This is a genomic window from Lentzea cavernae (genome assembly GCF_014653695.1).
GTDB lineage: Bacteria > Actinomycetota > Actinomycetes > Mycobacteriales > Pseudonocardiaceae > Lentzea > Lentzea cavernae.
In genome coordinates, this window is sequence record NZ_BNAR01000004.1 from 86,285 (window position 1) to 105,502 (window position 19,218).

Sequence of the window (19,218 nt, forward strand, 5' to 3'; positions counted from 1 at the left end):
CGCTCCGCTCAGCCCACGGCGGCGGAGGTCTGCCGCGCCACCAGGTCGGCCATCAGGGCGACGGACCGGAAGTTGCCGAGGTGCAGCTCCTCGTTCGGGATGCGGGTGCCGAACGCCTTCTCGATGAACATCACCAGCTCCATCGCGAACAGGGAGTTCACGAAGCCGAGCGCGAAGATGTCCTCCTCGTCGGAGAACGTCACGTCGGGGAACTTGGTCGTGATGAAGGTGCGGATCTCAGTGCGGGCGTCGTTGGACATCTCTGGACCTTTCTCGGCTGGAAATCAGGAAGCGGGGCGAGATCAGCCCATGCTCTGGTAGGTGTAGAAACCCTTGCCGCTCTTGCGCCCGTGCAGACCGGCGTCGGTCATCTTCTTGAGCAGCGGGCAGGGGCGGTACTTGCTGTCGTTGAACTGCTCGTAGAGCACCTCGACGCTGTAGAGGATCGTGTCGACGCCGATGAGGTCGGCCGTCTCCAGCGGTCCCATCGGGTGGCCGAAGCAGCTGCGGAACACCTCGTCGACGGTCTTCGCGTCGGCGACGCCCTCGTGGACGAGGAAGGCCGCCTCGTTGACCGTCAGCATGAGCACGCGGTTGGAGACGAAGCCGGAGGCGTCGTTGACCGGGATCGCCTTCTTGCCGATCGAGTCGAGCAACGCGCGGACGGTGTCCTTGGTCTGCTCACTGGTGTGGTAGCCGGGGATGAACTCGCACGCGGTCTTCATCGGCACCGGGTTCATGAAGTGCACGCCCATCACCTTGTCCGGGCGCGAGGTCAGGGCACCGATCTTGGTGATCGGGATCGCCGACGTGTTCGCCACGAACACGGTGTCCGCCTTGCAGGCGACGTCCATCTGCTTGTACAGCGCGCTCTTGAGGTCCCAGTTCTCGGTGATGTTCTCGATCACCACCTCGGTCTCGGCGAGCAGGTCGAGCGAGGTGCCGACGGTGATCTGCGCCAGCACCGCCTCGGCGTCGATCGCCGGGCCGCCGAGCATCCGGCTCATCCGGCAGTCCAGCTCGATCTTGGCGAGCGCCTCGTCCAGTGCGTCCGCGTTGTTGTCCACCAGGACCACGCGGTGCCCGTGGTGGGCCAGGTCCTGCGCGACGCCGGTGCCCATCACTCCGGCTCCGACAACTCCGACGTTCGTCATCGCTACTCCTCGACTGCGCTGCTCATGGGGGAAGGAATTCGGGTGGACCGCACCGCGTGCGCCCGCGCCGGCCACGCCAGGTCAGCCGTGACGACGGGACCCGGCCTGGCGGTGCGGGATGGGGGGTGGGGTCAGCGCGCCCGGCCGGCATCGGCGTCGGACGGTTCGGCGGCATCGCGGGTGCCCCTCGGCACCACGGTCGCCGACCCCGCGGCGGTGGGCTCGACCCAGTAACGGTCGCGCTGGAAGGCGTAGCCGGGCAGGGTCGTCTTCCTGGCGCCGCGACCGTCCTGGTAGGACTGCCAGTCGACGTCCACACCGGACAGCCAGAGCCTGCCGAGCGCGTCGGCCGCGGACTCGGTGTCCTGCTTGGGGTCCGCCTCACCGGGAAGCGTGGGCACGAGGTGCGCCCAGGAACTCTGGGGGAAGTCCGGGTGTCCCCGGAACATCGACCCGAGCGACTGTCCCGCACCGAGTTCGGCGAACGCGGTGCCGGGCCACTCGGCGGCCAGGTGGGCGATCATGGTGGCGAACTGCACGGGGCGGCACATGTGCTCGGCCCAGTAACCGGGGTCCTTCAGCTGCTTCTCGGTGATCGGCAGCCCGGTCACGTTGGACAGGTACGGCGTCTCGGGGGCACGGGGCTTCAGGTTCAGCCTGGCCCAGGCGGTGAGCTCGGCCGCGGCCGGCCGCAGGGAACGCGAGTGGAACGCGTGGGTGGTCCGCAGCGGCCTGGCGGGCACCCCCTCGGCGGCGAGCTTCTCGGTGAGCTGGGTGACGCCCTCGGGGGGACCCGAGACGACGATCATGCGCGGGCCGTTGACCGCGGCGACGTCGACGGAGAAGGCCGCGAGGTCGCCCACCAGCCCGGTCAGGTCGCTCTCCGACAGCGGCACGGCGGCCATCGCCCCGGCGGGCAGTGCCGAGATCAGCTTCGCCCTCGTGGCCACCAGGGCGGTGGCCTCCTGGAGGGTCAGACTGCCCGCGAGCGCCGCCGTGGCGAACTCGCCGACGCTGTACCCCGCCAGGACCGCGGGCTGGACGCCCCACGCCGTCAGGAGCCTGCCCAGCGCGTAGTCGACCGCGAAGACGCCGGGCTGGACGACGACCGTGTCCGCGGGCCCACCATCGGCCTCGGCTTCCGGCGCGCGACCGAGCAGGGCTGCCAGCCCTCCCCCGCCCGCGGTCCTGGCACCGACCAGGCGGGCGACCGGATCGAAGCCGAGGTGCTCGCGGAACAACGCGGCGCACTCGTCGATCGCCGCGCGGAACACCGGTTCGGAGGCGTACAGCCCGCCGGCCATGCCGTCGTACTGCTCCCCCACACCGGCCAGCAGGAACCCCGCTCGTCGTGTGCTCACACCGGATTCGGCGAGGACGCGGGACGCCGAGGACAGCGCCCGCACCGCGTCGGCGCTCGACGAGACGACGGCCGTGCGCCGATGCCCGAACGCCTTGCGGCCGCACTGCAGCGTGTAGGCGGCGTCCGCCGGATCCACCCACTGCTCGGCATCCGCCGCCAGCCTCGTGGTCGCGGCGTCGGCGGCTTCGGCCGTGTGAGCCGACCAGACCAGCAGCTGGTGCGGACGCGCGGTAGGCCGTTCGACGTCCTCGGCCGGTGCCTCCTCGATGACGACGTGCACGTCCGCGCCGCCGTAGCCGTGCGCGTTGACGCCGGCCAGCCGTGGGCGTTCGCCGCGCGGCCAGTCGGTCAGCTCGGTCACCACGGCGAGCTTGTCGCCGGAGGCGGCCAGCCGCTGGTTCGGTGCGGAGAAGTGCACGGCGGGCGGCAGCTTCTCGTGGTGCAGCGCGAGAGCCGCCTTGATCAGCCGGGCGATCCCGCCCGCCTGGTTGATGTGGCCGAGGTTGCCGTCGGTCGAGCCGAGCGTGACCCGCTCGACGCCGTCCACGCCGAAGACCTTCTGCAGAGCCATGATCTCGACGGCGTCACCGAAGGGCGTGCCCATCGCGGTCACCTCGACGTGGTCGATCTCGGCGGGATCGACTCCCGCCACGGCCATCGCCTCGGCCATCACGGCGGTCTGCCCCGGCACGCCGGGCACGCCGAAGCCCTGGCGGCCCTTCCTGCCCTCGTGCAGCGCGGCCCAGCCGCGGATGACCGCGTAGATCCGGTCCCCGTCGGCCTGCGCGTCCTCGAGCCTGCGCAGCACGACGGCGCCGACCCCGTCACCGGGGATCTTGCCGTTCGCCTCGGCGTCGAGCACGCGGCTGACGCCGTCCGGGGAGAACTCGCTGCCCTCGTGGTGCAGGTAACCGGGGTACTGAGGCACGATCACCGAGACCGCTCCCGCGATGACCAGGTCCGACTCGCCCGCGAGCAGGCTGGAACAGCCTGCCGCGACGGCGGCGAGCGCGGTCGAGCTGCAGCTCTGGACGCTCACCGACGGTCCGGTGAGGTCGAGCGCGTACGACACCCGCGACGGCAGGAGGTCCTTCTCGTTCTGCAGCACGAGGTGGTCGGGGCCGTTGGCCAGCACGACGTCGTCGTTCTGCAGCAGGTTCGACAGCAGGTAGGTGCTCGGCGCACCGCCGGCGAACACCCCGACCAGGCCGTCGAAGCGGCCGGGATCGACGCCCGCGTCCTCCAGCGCGTGCCACGAGCACTCGAGGAACAGGCGGTGCTGCGGGTCGGTCAGCTCGGCCTCGGACCTGCTGAAGCCGAACAGGCCGGCGTCGAACCGGTCCACATCGGACAGCAGCCCCGACGCGGCGACGAAAGCGGGGTCCTCCACCAGCTCCGGCGGCACACCGGCCGCCAGCAGCTCGGCCGGGCCCATCCTCGTGATCCCGTCCCGCCCCGCGCACAGGTCGGCCCAGAACTCGCCGATGTCCGGAGCGCCGGGGAAGTTCCCGGCCATGCCCACGATCGCGATGTCGTGGCTGGTGTCGCGTTCTGGCGTGGTCATCCGTTCCTCACCTTCGGGTTCCGGTCTGGCGCCTGCGCAGGCCTCCGGCGCGCGCCCGGCGGCGTTCACCGCGGGCGGAGGCGTCCTCGGCCACGTCCGCGAGGTCCGGCCCCGCGGCCGAGTCCGGCTGGGCGAGCAGGGTCGCGAACTCGGCGATGGTCGGCTTCTCGAACAACGTGGCCGGCGCCAGCTCGACGCCGAGCTCCTTGCCGATGCGGCCGATCACCACCAGGCCGACGAGGGACGTGCCGCCGAGGTCGAAGAACTTGTCGTCGACGCCGACCTGCTCCAGTCCGAGGCAGGCCTGCCAGATCTCGGCCACCTGGTGCTCGGCGGGCGTGCTCGGGGCCACGTAGGGGGTCCGCAGCTCCGGACGCGGGTAGCGCTTGCCGTCGTTCAGGTCGACCGCCGCACCGCCGACCAGAGCTTCGAGCGAGTCCAGCTGGGCCAGCGCGGCCAGCGCGTCGGAGAGTTCCAGCGACAGCACGGCCACCTGGGTCTCGCCAGACGCCACGATGCGGGACAGCAGTTCCGTCCCCTCCTCGGTCGGGATGCCGAACTCCTCGCGGAACCGCTTGGAGCTGTCCTGCATCTCGGCAGAGCCGGCGAGCCCGGCGGAAGTCCAGGGGTCGAGCTGCCACGGTCCCCACGCCACCGAGACGACGCGCTTGGCGACCCCGCCAGTGTTGGCCTCCACGACCGCGAAGGAGTCGAGGAACGCGTTCGCCGCCGAGTAGTCGGTCGCGCCGACGCCGACGGTCAGGCTCGCGACCGACGAGTAGAGCACCAGCAGTTCCACCGGGTCGTCGCGCAGCGCGTCGGCCAGGGCGAGCGTGCCCGCCACCTTCGGCGCGAGCACCGCCGCCGCCTGCTCCTCGGTCTTGGTCTGCAGCAGGCCGCCACCGGCGACGCCCGCCGCGTGCACGACACCGTGCAGCACACCGAAGTGCGCGCGGACCTCCTGCACCAGCGAGGTGACCTGGGCGGGGTCGCTGACGTCGGCCTGGGCGACGAACACCTCGGCGCCCAGTGCACGCAGGTCCTTCACGGCCATGAGCACGCCGCTGGTCTTGTCGTTGACGCCCTTCTCCGCGATCCACGCGTCCCAGGTGTCCTCCGGCGGCAGTCCCTTGCGCCCGGCCAGCGCGAGCCTGGTGCCGAGCGGGGCCAACCGGCGCGCGAGCGCCAGTCCGAGCTCGCCCAGACCACCGGTGATGAGGTAGACACCGCCGGGGCGCCAGGCCTCCGCGTCGTCGACCTCCGGCAGCCCGACCACCTCGTAGGCGCGGACCCAGCGGCGGCCGTGCCGCCACGCGGCCACGGCGACGCCGTCCACGGTGTCCGAAGTGGACGCCGCCAGGCCGTCGACCTCGCGCAGCGCCTGGCGGGCGTGGTCGCCGTCCGTGCCGAGGTCGGCGTACTGCGACCGGAGCAGGGGGTACTCGGCGGCGAGGGCGGGCGTGATCGCCGCGATGGTCGCGGCGTGCGGGTCCTTCGCGTCACCGTCGAGGACCTCGAACCCGTTGGCGGCGAGGCTGACCAGCTCGACCCGCCTGCCGGCGCACTCCGTGCCGATGGCCTTGCCGAGCCGCATCAGGCTGTAGAAACCGCTCTCCTGGCCGGTGTCGGTGAGACCGTGGGCGTGCACGATCCGCAGCGGCTCACCGGTCGTGCCGGCCAGCAGGGCGCGATAGCCCTCCTGGTCCTGCGGCGGGGTGTGCGCGTGGACCACGTCGTGCCCGGCTTCCCGGGCCAGCGTGGCGAACCTGTCGGCGAACTCACCCGGTTCGGCGAACAGCACCAGCGGTCCCGCGGTGGCGGGCACCGGACGGCTGTTGTCCCGACGCCAGGTGGGCACGTGGGCTTTCAGGCCGTCGTAGGACGGCATCCCTGCGTTCGCCGCATCGGTGCTCGTGGACGCCGACGAACCGGTGGTGGCGTTCGCCGCGACCTCCGGCCAGTAGCGCGTGCGCTGGAAGCGGTAGACGGGCAGCAGGACGAACACGCGTTCCGCGGCGGCACCGCTCGCCCAGCCGACCGGCACGCCGTGCTCCCACAGCGCACCGAGCGCGGCGAGCCACGAGCGGCGGTTCGGCTCGAGCGGCAGGCCGCCCGGCGATCCGCCGGGACCGATCTCGACGAGCACGTCCGCGTGCCGGGCCACGACCTGCAGGCCCTCCGCGATCCGGTCCGACTCCCCCGCCCAGTGGGCGGCGTCCGCCACCTCGGCGGCGGTCAGCACGGCGCCGGTGCGCGGCGACACGACGGTGATCACGGGTTCCGCGACCGTGGTGGGCGTGGTCCCGTCCAGGGCCAGCGCCAGACCGTCGGCCGGCGACAGCATTCCGCCGACGACCGCGGCGACGCACTCCCCGGCCCCTGCTCCCAGCACGACGGCGGGGACCAGGTCCCACGCGCCGAGCAACCTGGCCAGGCCGTACTCGACGGCGAACACGACGGCCCGCTCGTCGGCATCCGACTCGCCGTGCAGCGCGCCCAGCAGGTCCACCCGCCCGTTCAACAGGCCGGCGCACTCGTCGATCGCGGCGGTGAACGCCGGTTCGGTGCGGTACAGCTCCTCTGCGGCACCGCCGAGGGCACCGAGTTCCGCGGGGAGGAAGAGTCCGAATCGGCGCTTGTCCTCGACCACCGACCCGGTGACGCCCGACCGCAGGGACGCGATGGCGTCCGCGATGTCGCGCACCGGCAGTGCGGACCGCACCGGCAGCGCGCTGCGCCCGGACTGGGTGGTGTGCGCGACGTCGGCCAGTTCGAGCTCGGGGTGCGCCTCCAGGTGATCGGCCAGCGCCTCCGCGTTCGCCCGCAGGCTGGACTCGTTGTGCCCGGACACCGTGAGCAGCTGCCACGGCGGTGCCGGTCGCGAGACCGGGCCCTGCGGCGCCTGCTCCAGTACGAAGTGGACGTTCGACCCCGACCAGCCGAACGAGCTGACGCCCGCTCGCAGCACCCCGTCGGAGTCGGCGGGGAACGGCCTCGCGGTCTGCACGGGCCGGACGGGACCGTCCAGGGTGACGACCGAGTTGGGGTTGGTCATGTTCAGGTTGGCCGGGATCTCGCCGTGTTCCAGCGCGAGCACGGTCTTCACCAGACCGGCCATCCCGGCGGCGGCCAGCGTGTGGCCGACGTTGGACTTGACCGCGCCCACGTACAGCGGCTCCGGTGCGCCGCGCTCGCCGAAGACCTCCTGCAGGGCGGTGAACTCGATGGCGTCGCCGAGCGGTGTGCCGGAGCCGTGCGCCTCGACGTAGCCGATCTCGTCGGTCCGCACGCCCGCGTCGGCGTGGGCGGCGCGGATGACCGCGATCTGCGCGGCCCGGTTGGGCGCGGTGAGACCGTTGCTGCGGCCGTCCTGGTTGGTCGCCGTGCCGCGGATCAGCGCACGGGTGCGCTGCCCCGGCGCGACGTCCTGAGTGCGGCGCAACACGACCACACCGCCGCCCTCACCGATCACGTAGCCGTCGGCGGACTCGTCGAAGGTCTTCGTGCGGCCGTCGGCGGCGAGCATGCTCATCTTGCAGGACTGGACGAACACCTCCGGGTTGATCATCGTGGAGGAGGCGCCGACGATCGCGATGTCGCACTCGCCGCGGCGCAGGCTCTGCACGGCCAGGTGCATGGCGCTGAGCGCGGAGGAGCACGCGGTGTCCACGGTCAGGCAGGGACCGCGCAGGTCGAGCTGGTGCGCGATCCGGCCGGCCGCCGCGGACAGCGAGCTGCCCAGACCGAAGTACGGGTCGTCCCCGGCCTCGGCACCGTCGACCTCCAGCTGGCGCATGCTGTACTGGATGGTGTCGATCAGCCCGGCGAACACGCCGGTGCGGCTGCCGCGCAGCTCCTCCGCGGTCAGCGAGGAGTCCTCCAGCGCCTCCCAGACCAGCTCCATGAGCAGCCGGAAGCTCGGGTCGGTGCGGCGCGCCTCCTGCGGCGAGAGACCGAAGAACGCGGCGTCCCAGCCCGCGATGTCGGTGACGAACGCGCCGTGCTGGGTGTAGGCCTTGCCCGGCGCGGTGCGGTCGGGGTCCAGGAAGTCGGCGGCGTTCCACCGGTTCGCCGGCGCGAGGCTGACGAGGTCCTTGCCCTGCATCAGGTTCTGCCAGTACTCGTCGACCGTGTCGCTGCCTCCCGCGAAGCGGGCGGACATGCCGACCACGGCGATCTCCTGGCCCTGCGCGGTGTTCGTGCGCGGGGTGGCCGTCGTCATCGACGGCTGTTCCCGCGGGCCGAGCTCGGCGAGCAGGTGCGTGACGAGGGCGGCCGGGCTCGGGTGGTCGAAGACGACGGTGGGCGGCAGCGCGAGCCCGGTCTCGGCGTTGAGGCGGCCGCGCAGCTCGACCGCGGTGAGCGAGTCGATGCCCAGCTTGGTGAACAGCTGCTGGGCGCTGACCTCGTCCTCATGGCCCAGCACGGCGGAGGTGTGGGTGAGCACGAGCTGGTGCAGCACGCGTTCGCGTTCGGCCTGGGGCATGCCGGCGAGCCGCGTCCGCCACCCCGTGGTGACCTCGGCGCCCTCCTCGGCACGTCGTGCGTCGGCCTCGGCGATCGCCACGACCTCGGGCAGGTCGGCGAGCAGGGGGCTCGGTCGCAGCGCGGCGAACGGCGGCGCGAACTTCGGCCACTCGAACGCCGCCACGGTCAGCGCGGTCTCCTCGCGGCCGAGCGCGCGCCGCAGCGCGAGGACACCCAGATCCGGTGCCATGGCGGGCACTCCGAGGTCGCTGAGCAGCTGGTCGGCCTGCCCGCTGACGCCCATGCCGACCTGGCCCCAGCGCCCCCAGGCGACGGAGGTGGCGGGCAGGCCGCGGAACCGGCGCTGCTGGGCGACGGCCTCCAGGTAGGCGTTCGCGGCGCCGTACACGCTCTGCGCGGGGTTGCCGACGGACGCGGCGATCGAGGAGAACAGCACGAAGGCGTCCAGGTCGAGCCCGTCGGTGAGCTCTTCGAGGTTGCGCGTTCCGGAGACCTTGGCGCGCAACGCGTCCGTGTAGGACTCGCGGCCGATCGTCTCGATGTGCCCGATCTCGAGGACGCCCGCGAGGTGGAACACGGCACGGAGGTCGTCACGGACGTCGTCGACGACGGTCTTGAGGGCGTCGCGGTCGGCGACGTCGCAGGCGATGATGGAGACCTTGTCCCCCAGGTCCTCCCGCAGGGACTGCGCACCCGGCGCGTTCCCGCCGGTCCGGGAGACCAGGACGACGCGGTCCGCGCCCGTCTCGGCCAGCCAGCGGGCGACCACGCCACCGAGACCGCCGGTGCCACCGGTCACGAGGACGGTGCCCCGCGGCTTCCAGGAGCGCGGCGTCTCAGCGTTCTCGGCGTGCGCCAGTCGACGACCGAACGCGCCCGCCGCACGGATCGCGACCTGGTCCTCACCGCGAGGTCCCGCGACCACGGCACCCAGAAGCGCGCTGACCCGGTCGGACGGCTCGGCCGGAACGTCGACCAGCCCGCCCCACGACCGCGGGTGTTCGAGCGCGGCTGCCCGGCCGAAGCCCCAGAGCTGGGCCTGGACCGCGGAGGCGGGCGCCTCGTGCGGGCCGGTGGCCACGGCCTGGCTCGTCAGCGTCCACAGCGGAGCGGTGATCTCGCGGGCCGCCAGTTCCTGCACCAGCGACAGGGTCGCCTCGGCGCCGAAGGACAGGCCATCGGTCTCGTGCTCGTCGAGCCCCACCAGGGAGAGCACGCCGTCGAGCGCCGGGACGCCTTCCAGTGCGGTGGCGACGGAGACGCGGTCCGGTGCGTCGAGCACCACCCGTTCGACGTCGGCTCCCCGCAGTGCCGCCACGGCGGCGTCGGTCCAGTCTGCGGACCGTGCCGAGGTCACGAGCAGCCAGCGGCCGGACGCGGCCGCCTGCTTCGGCGTGAACTGCTTCCAGTGCACGCGATATCCCAAAGCGTCCACTTCGGACTCGTTCGCGCGGGAGCTGCGCCAGCGCGCCAGCGCCGGGAGAACGTCGTCGAGAGGGGCCTGCGCGTTCGGCAGGTCCAGTTCGGCGGCCAGTTCCTCGGCGTCGCCGCCCGCCACGACGGACCAGAACCGGGCGTCCTCACCTGCACCGACCGTGACGTCACCGGCGTCTTCCAGCCAGTGACGCCGGCGCTGGAACGGGTAGGTCGGCAGGGTGACGACACGGGCGCCGGTACCGGCGAGGTAGGCGGACCAGTCGACGTCGACTCCGTTGACGTGCAACGCGGCGAGCGCGGAGACCAGGGTGTGGGCCGGATCGCGGTCCTTGCGCTGGGCGGCGGCGAACACCACGCCGTCCGGCAGCGAGGCACGGCCCATCGCGGTCAGCGGGGCGTCCGGTCCCAGCTCGAGGAACGCGGTCACACCGCGCTGGTGCAGGGTCTCGACGGCGTCGGCGAAGCGCACCGCCTCACGGGCGTGCTCGACCCAGTACCGCGGGTCGGTCAGCCGGTCGGCGAGCGCACCGGTCAGCGTGGAGACGACCGGAATCGTGGGCTCGCCGTAGGAGAGGTCACCGGCGACCTCCGCGAACTCGGCCAGCATCGGGTCCATCAGGCTGGAGTGGAAGGCGTGCGAGACCCTCAGCCGCGTGGTGCGGCGGTCGGCGAAGCGCTCGGCCACCGCGAGGACGGCCTCCTCGGCGCCGGACAGCACCACCGCACGGGGTCCGTTGACCGCGGCCAGGCAGACGTCGTCACCGAGGTGCGGGCGGACCTCGTCCTCGGTCGCCTCGACGGCCACCATCGCGCCACCGGCGGGCAGCGCCTGCATCAGGCGGCCACGGGCCAGCACCAGCCGCGCGGCGTCGGCGAGGGAGAGCACCCCCGCGACGTGGGCGGCGGCCAGTTCACCGATCGAGTGGCCGGCCAGGTAATCGGGGACCACTCCCCACGAGGTGACCAGGCGGTACAGCGCGACTTCGAACGCGAACAGCGCGAGCTGGGCGAACTCGGTGCGGTTCAGCCGCTCGGCGTCGTCGCCGAACACGACGTCGCGCACACCCGGCAGGTACTCGCAGACCTCGTCGAACGCGGTGGCGAACGCCGGGAACGCGCTGTGCAGCTCGCGGCCCATGCCGATCCGCTGCGAGCCCTGGCCGCTGAACAGCACGGCCAGCTTCCCGGTGGTGGCGAAGCCGGTGATCGCGCCGGCGTCACCGTCGGCCACCGCGCGCAGCCCGGCGGCCAGCTCGTCGGGGCCCGCGCCGACGACGACCGCGCGGTGGTCCATCGCCGCGCGGGTGGTGGCCAGCGACAGCGCGACGTCCACGGGCTCGTCCACACCGGACAGCAGCGCCGCGGCCTGCGCGCGAACGGCGGCGGGCGAAGCTCCCGACAGCACGTAGGGCACCGTGGCCGGGGCCACGATCTCCCGTGGCGGCAGCGGTTCCTCCTGCGCCTGCTCCAGGATGACGTGGGCGTTGGTGCCGCTGATGCCGAACGAGGACACGCCCGCGCGGCGCGGCCGGTCGGTCTCCGGCCACGGCCGTTGCTCGGACAGCAGCGCGACCGTTCCGGCCGACCAGTCGATGTGGCCGGACGGGCGGTCGACGTGCAGGCTCGCCGGGAGCACGCCGTGCCGCATCGCCTCGACCATCTTGATGACCCCGGCGACACCGGCGGCGCACTGCGTGTGCCCGATGTTGGACTTGACCGACCCGATCCACAGCGGCTCGGTGCGGTTCTGGCCGTAGGTCGCCAGCAGGGCCTGCGCCTCGATGGGGTCACCGAGCTTCGTGCCGGTGCCGTGCGCCTCCACGGCGTCCACATCGGACGGTGACAGCCTCGCGTTGGCCAGCGCCTGGCGGATGACACCTTGCTGCGACGGGCCGTTGGGGGCGGTCAGACCGTTGGACGCGCCGTCGGAGTTGACCGCGCTGCCGCGGATCACCGCCAGCACCGGGTGGCCGTTGCGCCGCGCGTCGGACAACCGCTCCAGCACCAGGACGCCGGCGCCCTCGGCCCAGTTCGTGCCGTCGGCACCGTCGGCGAACGGCTTGCACCGGCCGTTGCGGGCCAGGCCGCGCTGGCGGGAGAAGTCGACGAACGGGCCGGGGCTCGCCATGACCGTCACACCGCCCGCCAGGGCGAGGGTGGACTCCCCCGTCCGCAGCGAGTGGGCGGCCAGGTGCAGCGCCACCAGCGACGACGAGCAGGCGGTGTCGATCGACACCGACGGACCCTGCAGGCCCAGCACGTAGGAGATCCGGCCGGACACCACGCTGCCGAGGGTTCCGGTGGCGAGGTAGCCCTCGTACTCCTCCGGCACCGCGTCGAGCCTGGTGGCGTACTCGGTGTTCGTGACACCGGTGAACACGCCGGTCGTGCTGCCCTTGAGCGACGCCGGGTCGATGCCGGCGCTCTCGACGGCCTCCCAGGCGGTCTCGAGCAGCAGCCGCTGCTGCGGGTCGGTCGCCTCGGCCTCGCGGGGCGAGATGCCGAACAGCTCGGCGTCGAACTGGTCCGCGTCGTGCAAGAACCCGCTCTCGCGGACGTAGGTGGTGCCCGGCCGCTCCGGGTCCGGGTCGTAGAGGCTCTCGAGGTCCCAGCCGCGGTTGGTGGGGAACGGCGAGATGGCGTCGCCCCCGGTGCTGACGAGGTCCCACAGCTGCCCCGGCGAACGGATCTCGCCGGGGTAGCGGCAGCTCATCGCGACGATCGCGATCGGCTCGGCCTGGCGTTCCTCGGACTCCCGCAGCTGCCGACGGCTCTCCCGCAGGTCAGCCGCCATTCGCTTGAGGTAGTCGACGTACTGCTCTTCGGTGGGCATCGGTCTTGGCTCCTATGACGGCTGGGGCTGGTCAGCGCGTGCCGAACTCGTGGTCGATCAGCGCGAGGATGGTGTCCGGGGTCGCGGTGTCGAGATCGCTCCCGGAGGAGTCCGAGCGCTTGGCCGTCCAGTCGGACAGCAGTCGCTGCAGACGCCGGTCGACCTCGGTGTCGTCCGGATCGGTGCCGGCGAGCATCGCCTCCAGCCGGCCTATCTGTTCGATCAGCTCGGTGCTGCCCTGCTCGGCGTCACCGGCCAGTTCGGTGTGCAGGAACGCGGACAGCGCGGCCGGGCTGGGGTAGTCGAAGACCAGCGTCGAGGTCAGTCGCAGCCCGGTGGCGGCGCTCAGGCGGTTGCGGAACTCGACCGACGTCAGCGAGTCGAACCCGAGGTCGTGGAACCCGCGGGCGGGCTCGACGCTGTCCGCGCCCGTCCTGCCCAGCACCAGTGCGGCCTCCCGCCGGACCAGGTCGAGCAGGAACTCGTCGCGCTGGGCCGGGCTCAGGCCGGCGAGCTTGCGCAGCAGTTCGCCGTCCTGCTGCGCGGTGGCGGCCCTGGCCCGCACGTGGCCGGAGGCGCCGACCAGGCTGCGCAGCAACGGGGACATGGACGCGTCCGAGGCGTTGGCGCGGACAGTCGCGCGGTCGACCCTCAGCGCGAGCAGGACCGGGTGCGCGGTACCGACGGCGAGGTCGAACATCGCCATGCCCTCGGAGGACGTGATGGGCGGGAAACCACTGCGGCGCAGGCGTTCCTCGCCCTCCGCGCCGAGCCGGTCGCCCATGCCGCCCGACCACAGGCCCCACGCGATCGAGTGGGCGACCAGACCGTCACCGCGGCGACGGGTGGCCAGGGCGTCGAGGAAGCTGTTGGCGGCGGCGTAGTTGGCCTGCCCCGCGTTGCCCAGCACCCCGGCGGCCGAGGAGAACAGGACGAACCAGCGCAGCGGCAGGTGCCGGGTCAGCTCGTGCAGGTGAGTCGCGGCCTGGACCTTGGGTGCGAAGACGCGGTCCACCCGTTCCGGGGTGAGGGCGTCGACCAGGCCGTCGTCGAGGACGCCCGCCGCGTGCACGACACCGGTCAGCGGGTGCTCGGCCGGGACGGCGCCGAGCAGGTCCGCCACGGCGTCGCGGGAGGCGAGGTCGCAGGCGACGACGGTGACCGCGGCGCCCAGGCCGGTCAGGTCGGCGACCAGGTCGGCGGCGCCTGGTGCGTCCGGGCCGCGCCTGCTCGTCAGGACCAGGTGCCGGACACCGTGCTCGGTCACCAGGTGCCGGGCGAGCACGCCGCCGAGGTCGCCGGTGCCGCCGGTGATCAGCACGGTGCCGTCCGGCTCGGGGCCGCGCGGGATCGTCAGCACCAGCTTGCCGATGTGCTTGGCCTGGCTCAGGTGCCGGAACGCCTCCGGTGTCTGCCGCACGTCCCAGAGGCGGGTCGGCAACGGCGTGAGGACACCGCGGTCGAACAGCTCGACCACCTCGGCCCACATCCGGGTGAGCAGCTCCGGCTCGGCCTCGATCAGGTCGAAGGGCTGGTAGCGGACCCCGGGGTGCCGCGCGGCGACCTCGTCCGGGTCGCGCAGCCCGGCCTTGCCCATCTCCATGAACCGGCCGCCGCGCGGCAGCAGCCGCAGCGAGGCGTCGACGAACTCACCGGTCAGCGCGTCCAGCACGACGTCGACGCCGCGCCCGCCGCTGGTGGTCGTGAAGTGCTGCTCGAAGCCGAGCGTGCGGGAGTCGGCGATGTGGCCGTCGTCGAGCCCGGCCTCGCGCAGGACGTGCTGCTTGCCGGCACTCGCGGTGGCGTAGACCTCCGCGCCGAGGTGCCGGGCGATCTGCACGGCGGCCATGCCGACGCCCCCGGCGCCCGCGTGGACCAGCACCGACTCGCCCGCGCTGAGCCCGGCCAGTTCCTTGAGGCCGTAGTAGGCGGTGAGGAACACCAGCGGGACCGAGGCCGCGGTCTCGAACGACCAGCCGTCGGGAACCCTCGTCACGAACGCGCGGGACGCGGTGGCGACCGTGCCGATGCCACCGGCGGCGACACCCATGACGGCCTCGCCGACCGCCAGGTCCGTCACCTCGGACCCGACCTCGACCACCACGCCCGCCACCTCGTTGCCGAGCGGGCCGGGCTCGCCGTCGAACATGCCGAGCACGTTCAGCACGTCGCGGAAGTTCAGGCCCGCGGCGGCGACGGCGATCCGGACGTTCTTGGCCCCCAGCGGTTCCAGGTCCAGCGCTTCCAGGCGCAGGTTGTCCACGGTGCCGCGAGCGGTCATGCCCAGTCGCCAGTCCGGTGCGGCCGGAACGACGAGCTCGTCCGCTCCCGGCAGAGCTCCCAGGCGCGGGACGGCGAACTCGCCGCCGCGGGAGAGCAGCTGCGGCTCGCCGGTGGACAGCGCCGCCGCGAGCTGCGCGGACGTCGGTTCGGCGTCGGTGTCGATCAGCACGTACCGGCCGGGGTTCTCGGACTGGGCCGAGCGCACCAGGCCCCAGACCGCGGCGGCCGCCGGGTCGGCCTGGTCCGTGCCGGCCGCGTCGCGGGTGAGCACGACCAGGGTGGTGCCGTGCAGGCGTTCCTCGGTGTTCCACCGCTGGAGAACGGCGAGGACGCGGGTGGTCTCCGCCAGTGCGGTGCCCGCCACGTCGGCGTCTCCCGAGCGGATCGGGAGAACGACGACCGGCGGGGGCGGGACGTCGTCGTCGAGGTCGTCGGCGAAGGCCCACTCGACGTCGTGGTCACCGGAGACGGGCAGCGGTGCCCAGTCGAGGTGGAACAGGGAGTCCAGCGCACCCGGTTCGGCCGCCGTGAACTGGTCGGCGCTGATCTGGCGCAGCAGGAGCGCGCCGATGGTGGCCACCGGGGCGCCGACGCCGTCCGCGATCCGGAGGGCGACCGCGTCCGACTGGCCGGGGGTGAGCCGCAGTCGCAGCGTGGTGGCGCCGATGGCGTGCAGGGCGACGTCCTGCCACAGGAAGGGAATCCGCGGACCGGAGTCCTCGTCCGCGGTGAGACCGATGGCGTGCAGGCAGGAGTCGAGCAGCGCCGGGTGCAGGCCGAACCTCTCCGCGTCCTTCTGCGCCTCGCCCTCCTCGGGCAGCCGCAGCTCCGCGTAGACCTCGTCGCCGAGGCGCCAGGCCGCCCGCAGGCCGCGGAACACCGTCCCGTACTCCAGGCCGTTGCGGGAGAAGGCCTCGTACACGTCGTCCAGGTCGACGGCGGTGGCGCCACGAGGCGGCCACTCCGCCAGGTCGAAGTCCGGTGCGGTGACGGAAGGGGCCAACGTGCCGGAGGCGTGCTGGGCCCAAGTTCCCTCGCCGGCGCGGGAGTGCAGCGACACCGGCCGGCGGCCGGACTCGTCCGGCGCGGCCAGCACGACCTGCAGGTCTCGTGTGCCGTCGAGGAACACCGGCTCGTGCAGGGTGAGCTCTTCCAGGTGCGGGCACCCGGCCTCGTCGCCCGCCCGCAGCGCGAGCTCCACCAGTGCCGTTCCCGGCAGGAGCGCGGTTCCCGCGACGACGTGGTCCGCGAGCCACGGGTGGGTCGAGAGCGAGATCCGGCCGGTGAGGACGAGTCCCGAGTCGTCGGCCAGTGCCACCGACGCGCCCAGCAACGGGTGGCGGGCGTCGGCCAGGCCCAGCCCGGCCGGATCGCCCGCACTGCCCGCAGACCTCAGCCAGTAGGTGTCGTGCTGGAACGCGTAGGTGGGCAGCTCGGCCGCGCGAGCCCCGGTGCCTTCGTAGAACGTCCGCCAGTCCACGCGTCCGCCGCGCACGTGCAGAGCGGCGAGGGCGGTCGTCGCCGTCACCGGCTCGGAACGGCCGCCGCGCAGCATCGGCACGGCGAGCACGTCCTCGTCGGGCAGGACGCGGGCGAGCATGGCGGTCAGGACCGAGTCTGGTCCGAGCTCGACGAACCGCGAGACGCCCTCGGAGCGGAGCCAGGTGATCGAGTCCGCGAACCGGACGGGCTGCCGGACGTGGCGCGGCCAGTACCCCGGCGCGGTGACCTCGTCGGTACCGGCCAGCTTGCCGGTCACGTTGGACACCACCGGAATCTTCGCGGCGCCGTAGGAGACGCTGTCCGCGACAGCGGTGAACTCGGCGAGCATGTCGTCCATGCGCGCCGAATGGCAGGCGTGCGTCATGCGCAGCCGCTTGGTCTTGCGGCCCCGCTGGGCGAACGACTCCGCCACCGCGAGTACCGCGTCCTCGTCGCCGGACAACACCACAGCGTCCGGACCGTTGACCGCGCCGATCTCGACGCCGTCCACGAGCGCGGCGCGGACCTCCACCTCGGAGGCCTGGACGCTGACCATGGCGCCGCCGGAGGGCAGCGCCTCCATCAGCCTGCCGCGGGCGGCGACCATCTTCGCCGCGTCCTCCAGCGTCCAGACACCGGCCACGTGCGCGGCGGTGAGCTCACCGATGGAGTGGCCGGCGACGAAGTCGGGACGCACGCCCCAGGACTCCAGCAGCCGGAACAACGCGACCTCGACGGCGAACAGCGCCGGCTGCAGGTAGCTCATCCGGTCGAGCAGGTCCTGGTCGTCGCCGAAGACCACGCCGGTGAGCGACCGGTCCAGGTGCTCGTCCATCGCCGCCACCACCGCGTCGAACGCCTCGGCGTAGACGGGGAAGGCCCGGTGCAGCTCACCGCCCATGCCGCAGCGCTGGCTGCTCTGCCCGGTGAACAGGAACGCCGTGCGCCCGATCAGCGGGGCGCCCGTGACGACGGCGGGCGAGGGCGAACCCTCCGCCAGCGCGGTCAGACCGGACACGAGGTCGTCCCGGGTCGGGCCGATCACCGCGGCCCGCCGGTCGAGCGTGGACCGGCCGGTCGCGAGCGAGTGCGCGACGTCGAGCGGATCGGCTCCACCCAGGGCGCCGAGCACACGGGAAGCCTGTGCCCGCAGGCCTTTCTCGTTCTTGGCCGACAACACCCACGGCAGCACCGGCGGAGAAGTCCGTTCGACGCTCTCGGGCTCCTCCACGACCTGCTCGAGGATGACGTGGGCGTTGGTGCCGCTCAGGCCGAACGACGACACCGCGGCGCGGCGAGGCCGGTCGACAGCGGGCCAGGGGCGTTCGCCGGTGAGCAGTTCCACCGCGCCCGCCGTCCAGTCGACGTGGGGCGACGGCTCGTCGACGTGCAGCGTGCGCGGCAGCACCCCGTGCCTCATGGCCTCGACGACCTTGATGATCCCGGCGACACCGGCGGCCGCCTGGGAGTGACCGATGTTGGACTTGATGGATCCCAGGTACAGCGGCTCGTCGCGGTCCTGGCCGTAGGTGGCCAGCAACGCCTGCGCCTCGATCGGGTCACCGAGGCGGGTGCCGGTGCCGTGCGCCTCGACGAGGTCGACGTCCGATGTGGACAGCCGGGCGTTCGCCAGCGCCTGGCGGATCACCCGTTGCTGCGACGGGCCGCTGGGAGCGGTGAGCCCGTTCGACGCACCGTCCTGGTTGACCGCCGAACCGCGGACGATCGCGAGGACGCGGCGTCCGTTGCGGCGGGCGTCGGACAACCGTTCCAGCAGCAGCACTCCGGCGCCTTCCGACCACCCCGTGCCGTCGGCCGCGGCGGCGAAGGCCTTGCACCGGCCGTCCACGGCCAGACCGCGCTGCCGGGAGAACTCGACGAACGTCTCGGGGGTGGACATCACGGTGACCCCGCCGACCAGGGCCAGCGAGCACTCACCGGTGCGCAGGGCCTGCCCGGCCAGGTGCAGTGCGACCAGGGAGGACGAACACGCCGTGTCGATCGTCACCGCCGGCCCCTCCAGGCCGAACGTGTAGGACACCCGGCCCGACAGCACGCTGTTGGACGAGCCCGTGCCGACGAATCCCTCGATGTCCTCGGACACCGACGTCAACCCGGACACGTACTCCGTGCGCATCGCGCCGGCGAACACGCCGGTGGCACTCCCCCGCAGCGAGGCGGGGGCGATCCCGGCCCGTTCCAGCGCCTCCCAGGTGACCTCGAGCAGCAGGCGCTGCTGCGGGTCCATGGCCAGCGCCTCGCGGGGCGAGATCCCGAACACCTCCGCGTCGAACCGATCGGCGTCGTGCAGGAACCCGCCCGCGGTGGTGTAGGTCGTGCCGCGGTGGTCCGGGTCGGGGTGGTAGAGCGAGCCGACGTCCCAGCCCCGGTTGTCCGGGAAGCTGGTCACGCCGTCCTCGCCGTGCGCCACCAGTCGCCAGAGGGCCTCCGGCGAGTCCACACCGCCGGGGTAGCGGCAGGCCATCCCGACGACGGCCAGCGGCTCGGACGCGCTCTCCTGGACCTCGTCCAGGCGACGCCTGGTGTCGCGGAGTTCGGTGGTCAACCGCTTGAGGTAGTCGAGCGTCCGGTCGTCGCTGGTCATGCCGATTCC

The 19,218-nt window shown here is 72.9% G+C and carries 5 protein-coding genes; all 5 read right to left on the reverse strand.

From position 1 onward, the window contains the following. Window positions 1–8: 8 nt before the first annotated feature. Window positions 9–260 carry an acyl carrier protein gene (locus IE307_RS14630; RefSeq protein WP_191298485.1) on the reverse strand — a complete coding sequence of 84 codons (252 nt, stop codon included), beginning with the start codon at window positions 258–260 and terminating at the stop codon, window positions 9–11. 42 nt (window positions 261–302) lie between these two features. Next, complete coding sequence (locus IE307_RS14635; RefSeq protein WP_191298486.1) at window positions 303–1,154, reverse strand: 3-hydroxyacyl-CoA dehydrogenase family protein; 852 nt, start codon at window positions 1,152–1,154, stop codon at window positions 303–305. Between the two features lie 131 nt (window positions 1,155–1,285). After that, entirely contained in the window at window positions 1,286–4,081 is a 2,796-nt protein-coding gene (locus tag IE307_RS14640) for a type I polyketide synthase (protein WP_191298487.1), read from the reverse strand. 7 nt (window positions 4,082–4,088) lie between these two features. Beyond that, window positions 4,089–12,839 carry a type I polyketide synthase gene (locus IE307_RS14645; RefSeq protein ID WP_191298488.1) on the reverse strand — a complete coding sequence of 2,917 codons (8,751 nt, stop codon included), beginning with the start codon at window positions 12,837–12,839 and terminating at the stop codon, window positions 4,089–4,091. Between the two features lie 31 nt (window positions 12,840–12,870). Continuing rightward, window positions 12,871–19,170, reverse strand: coding sequence for a type I polyketide synthase (locus IE307_RS14650; protein WP_373306017.1), 6,300 nt, complete (start codon window positions 19,168–19,170; stop codon window positions 12,871–12,873). Between the last annotated feature and the right edge of the window lie 48 nt (window positions 19,171–19,218).

Bases quoted from the DNA above. Each gene is read 5' to 3' on its own strand.
- IE307_RS14645 (WP_191298488.1), bottom strand. From the start codon at position 12,839: ATGCCCACCGAAGAGCAGTACGTCGACTACCTCAAGCGAATGGCGGCT.
- IE307_RS14635 (WP_191298486.1), bottom strand. From the start codon at position 1,154: ATGACGAACGTCGGAGTTGTCGGAGCCGGAGTGATGGGCACCGGCGTC.
- IE307_RS14630 (WP_191298485.1), bottom strand. From the start codon at position 260: ATGTCCAACGACGCCCGCACTGAGATCCGCACCTTCATCACGACCAAG.
- IE307_RS14640 (WP_191298487.1), bottom strand. From the start codon at position 4,081: ATGACCACGCCAGAACGCGACACCAGCCACGACATCGCGATCGTGGGC.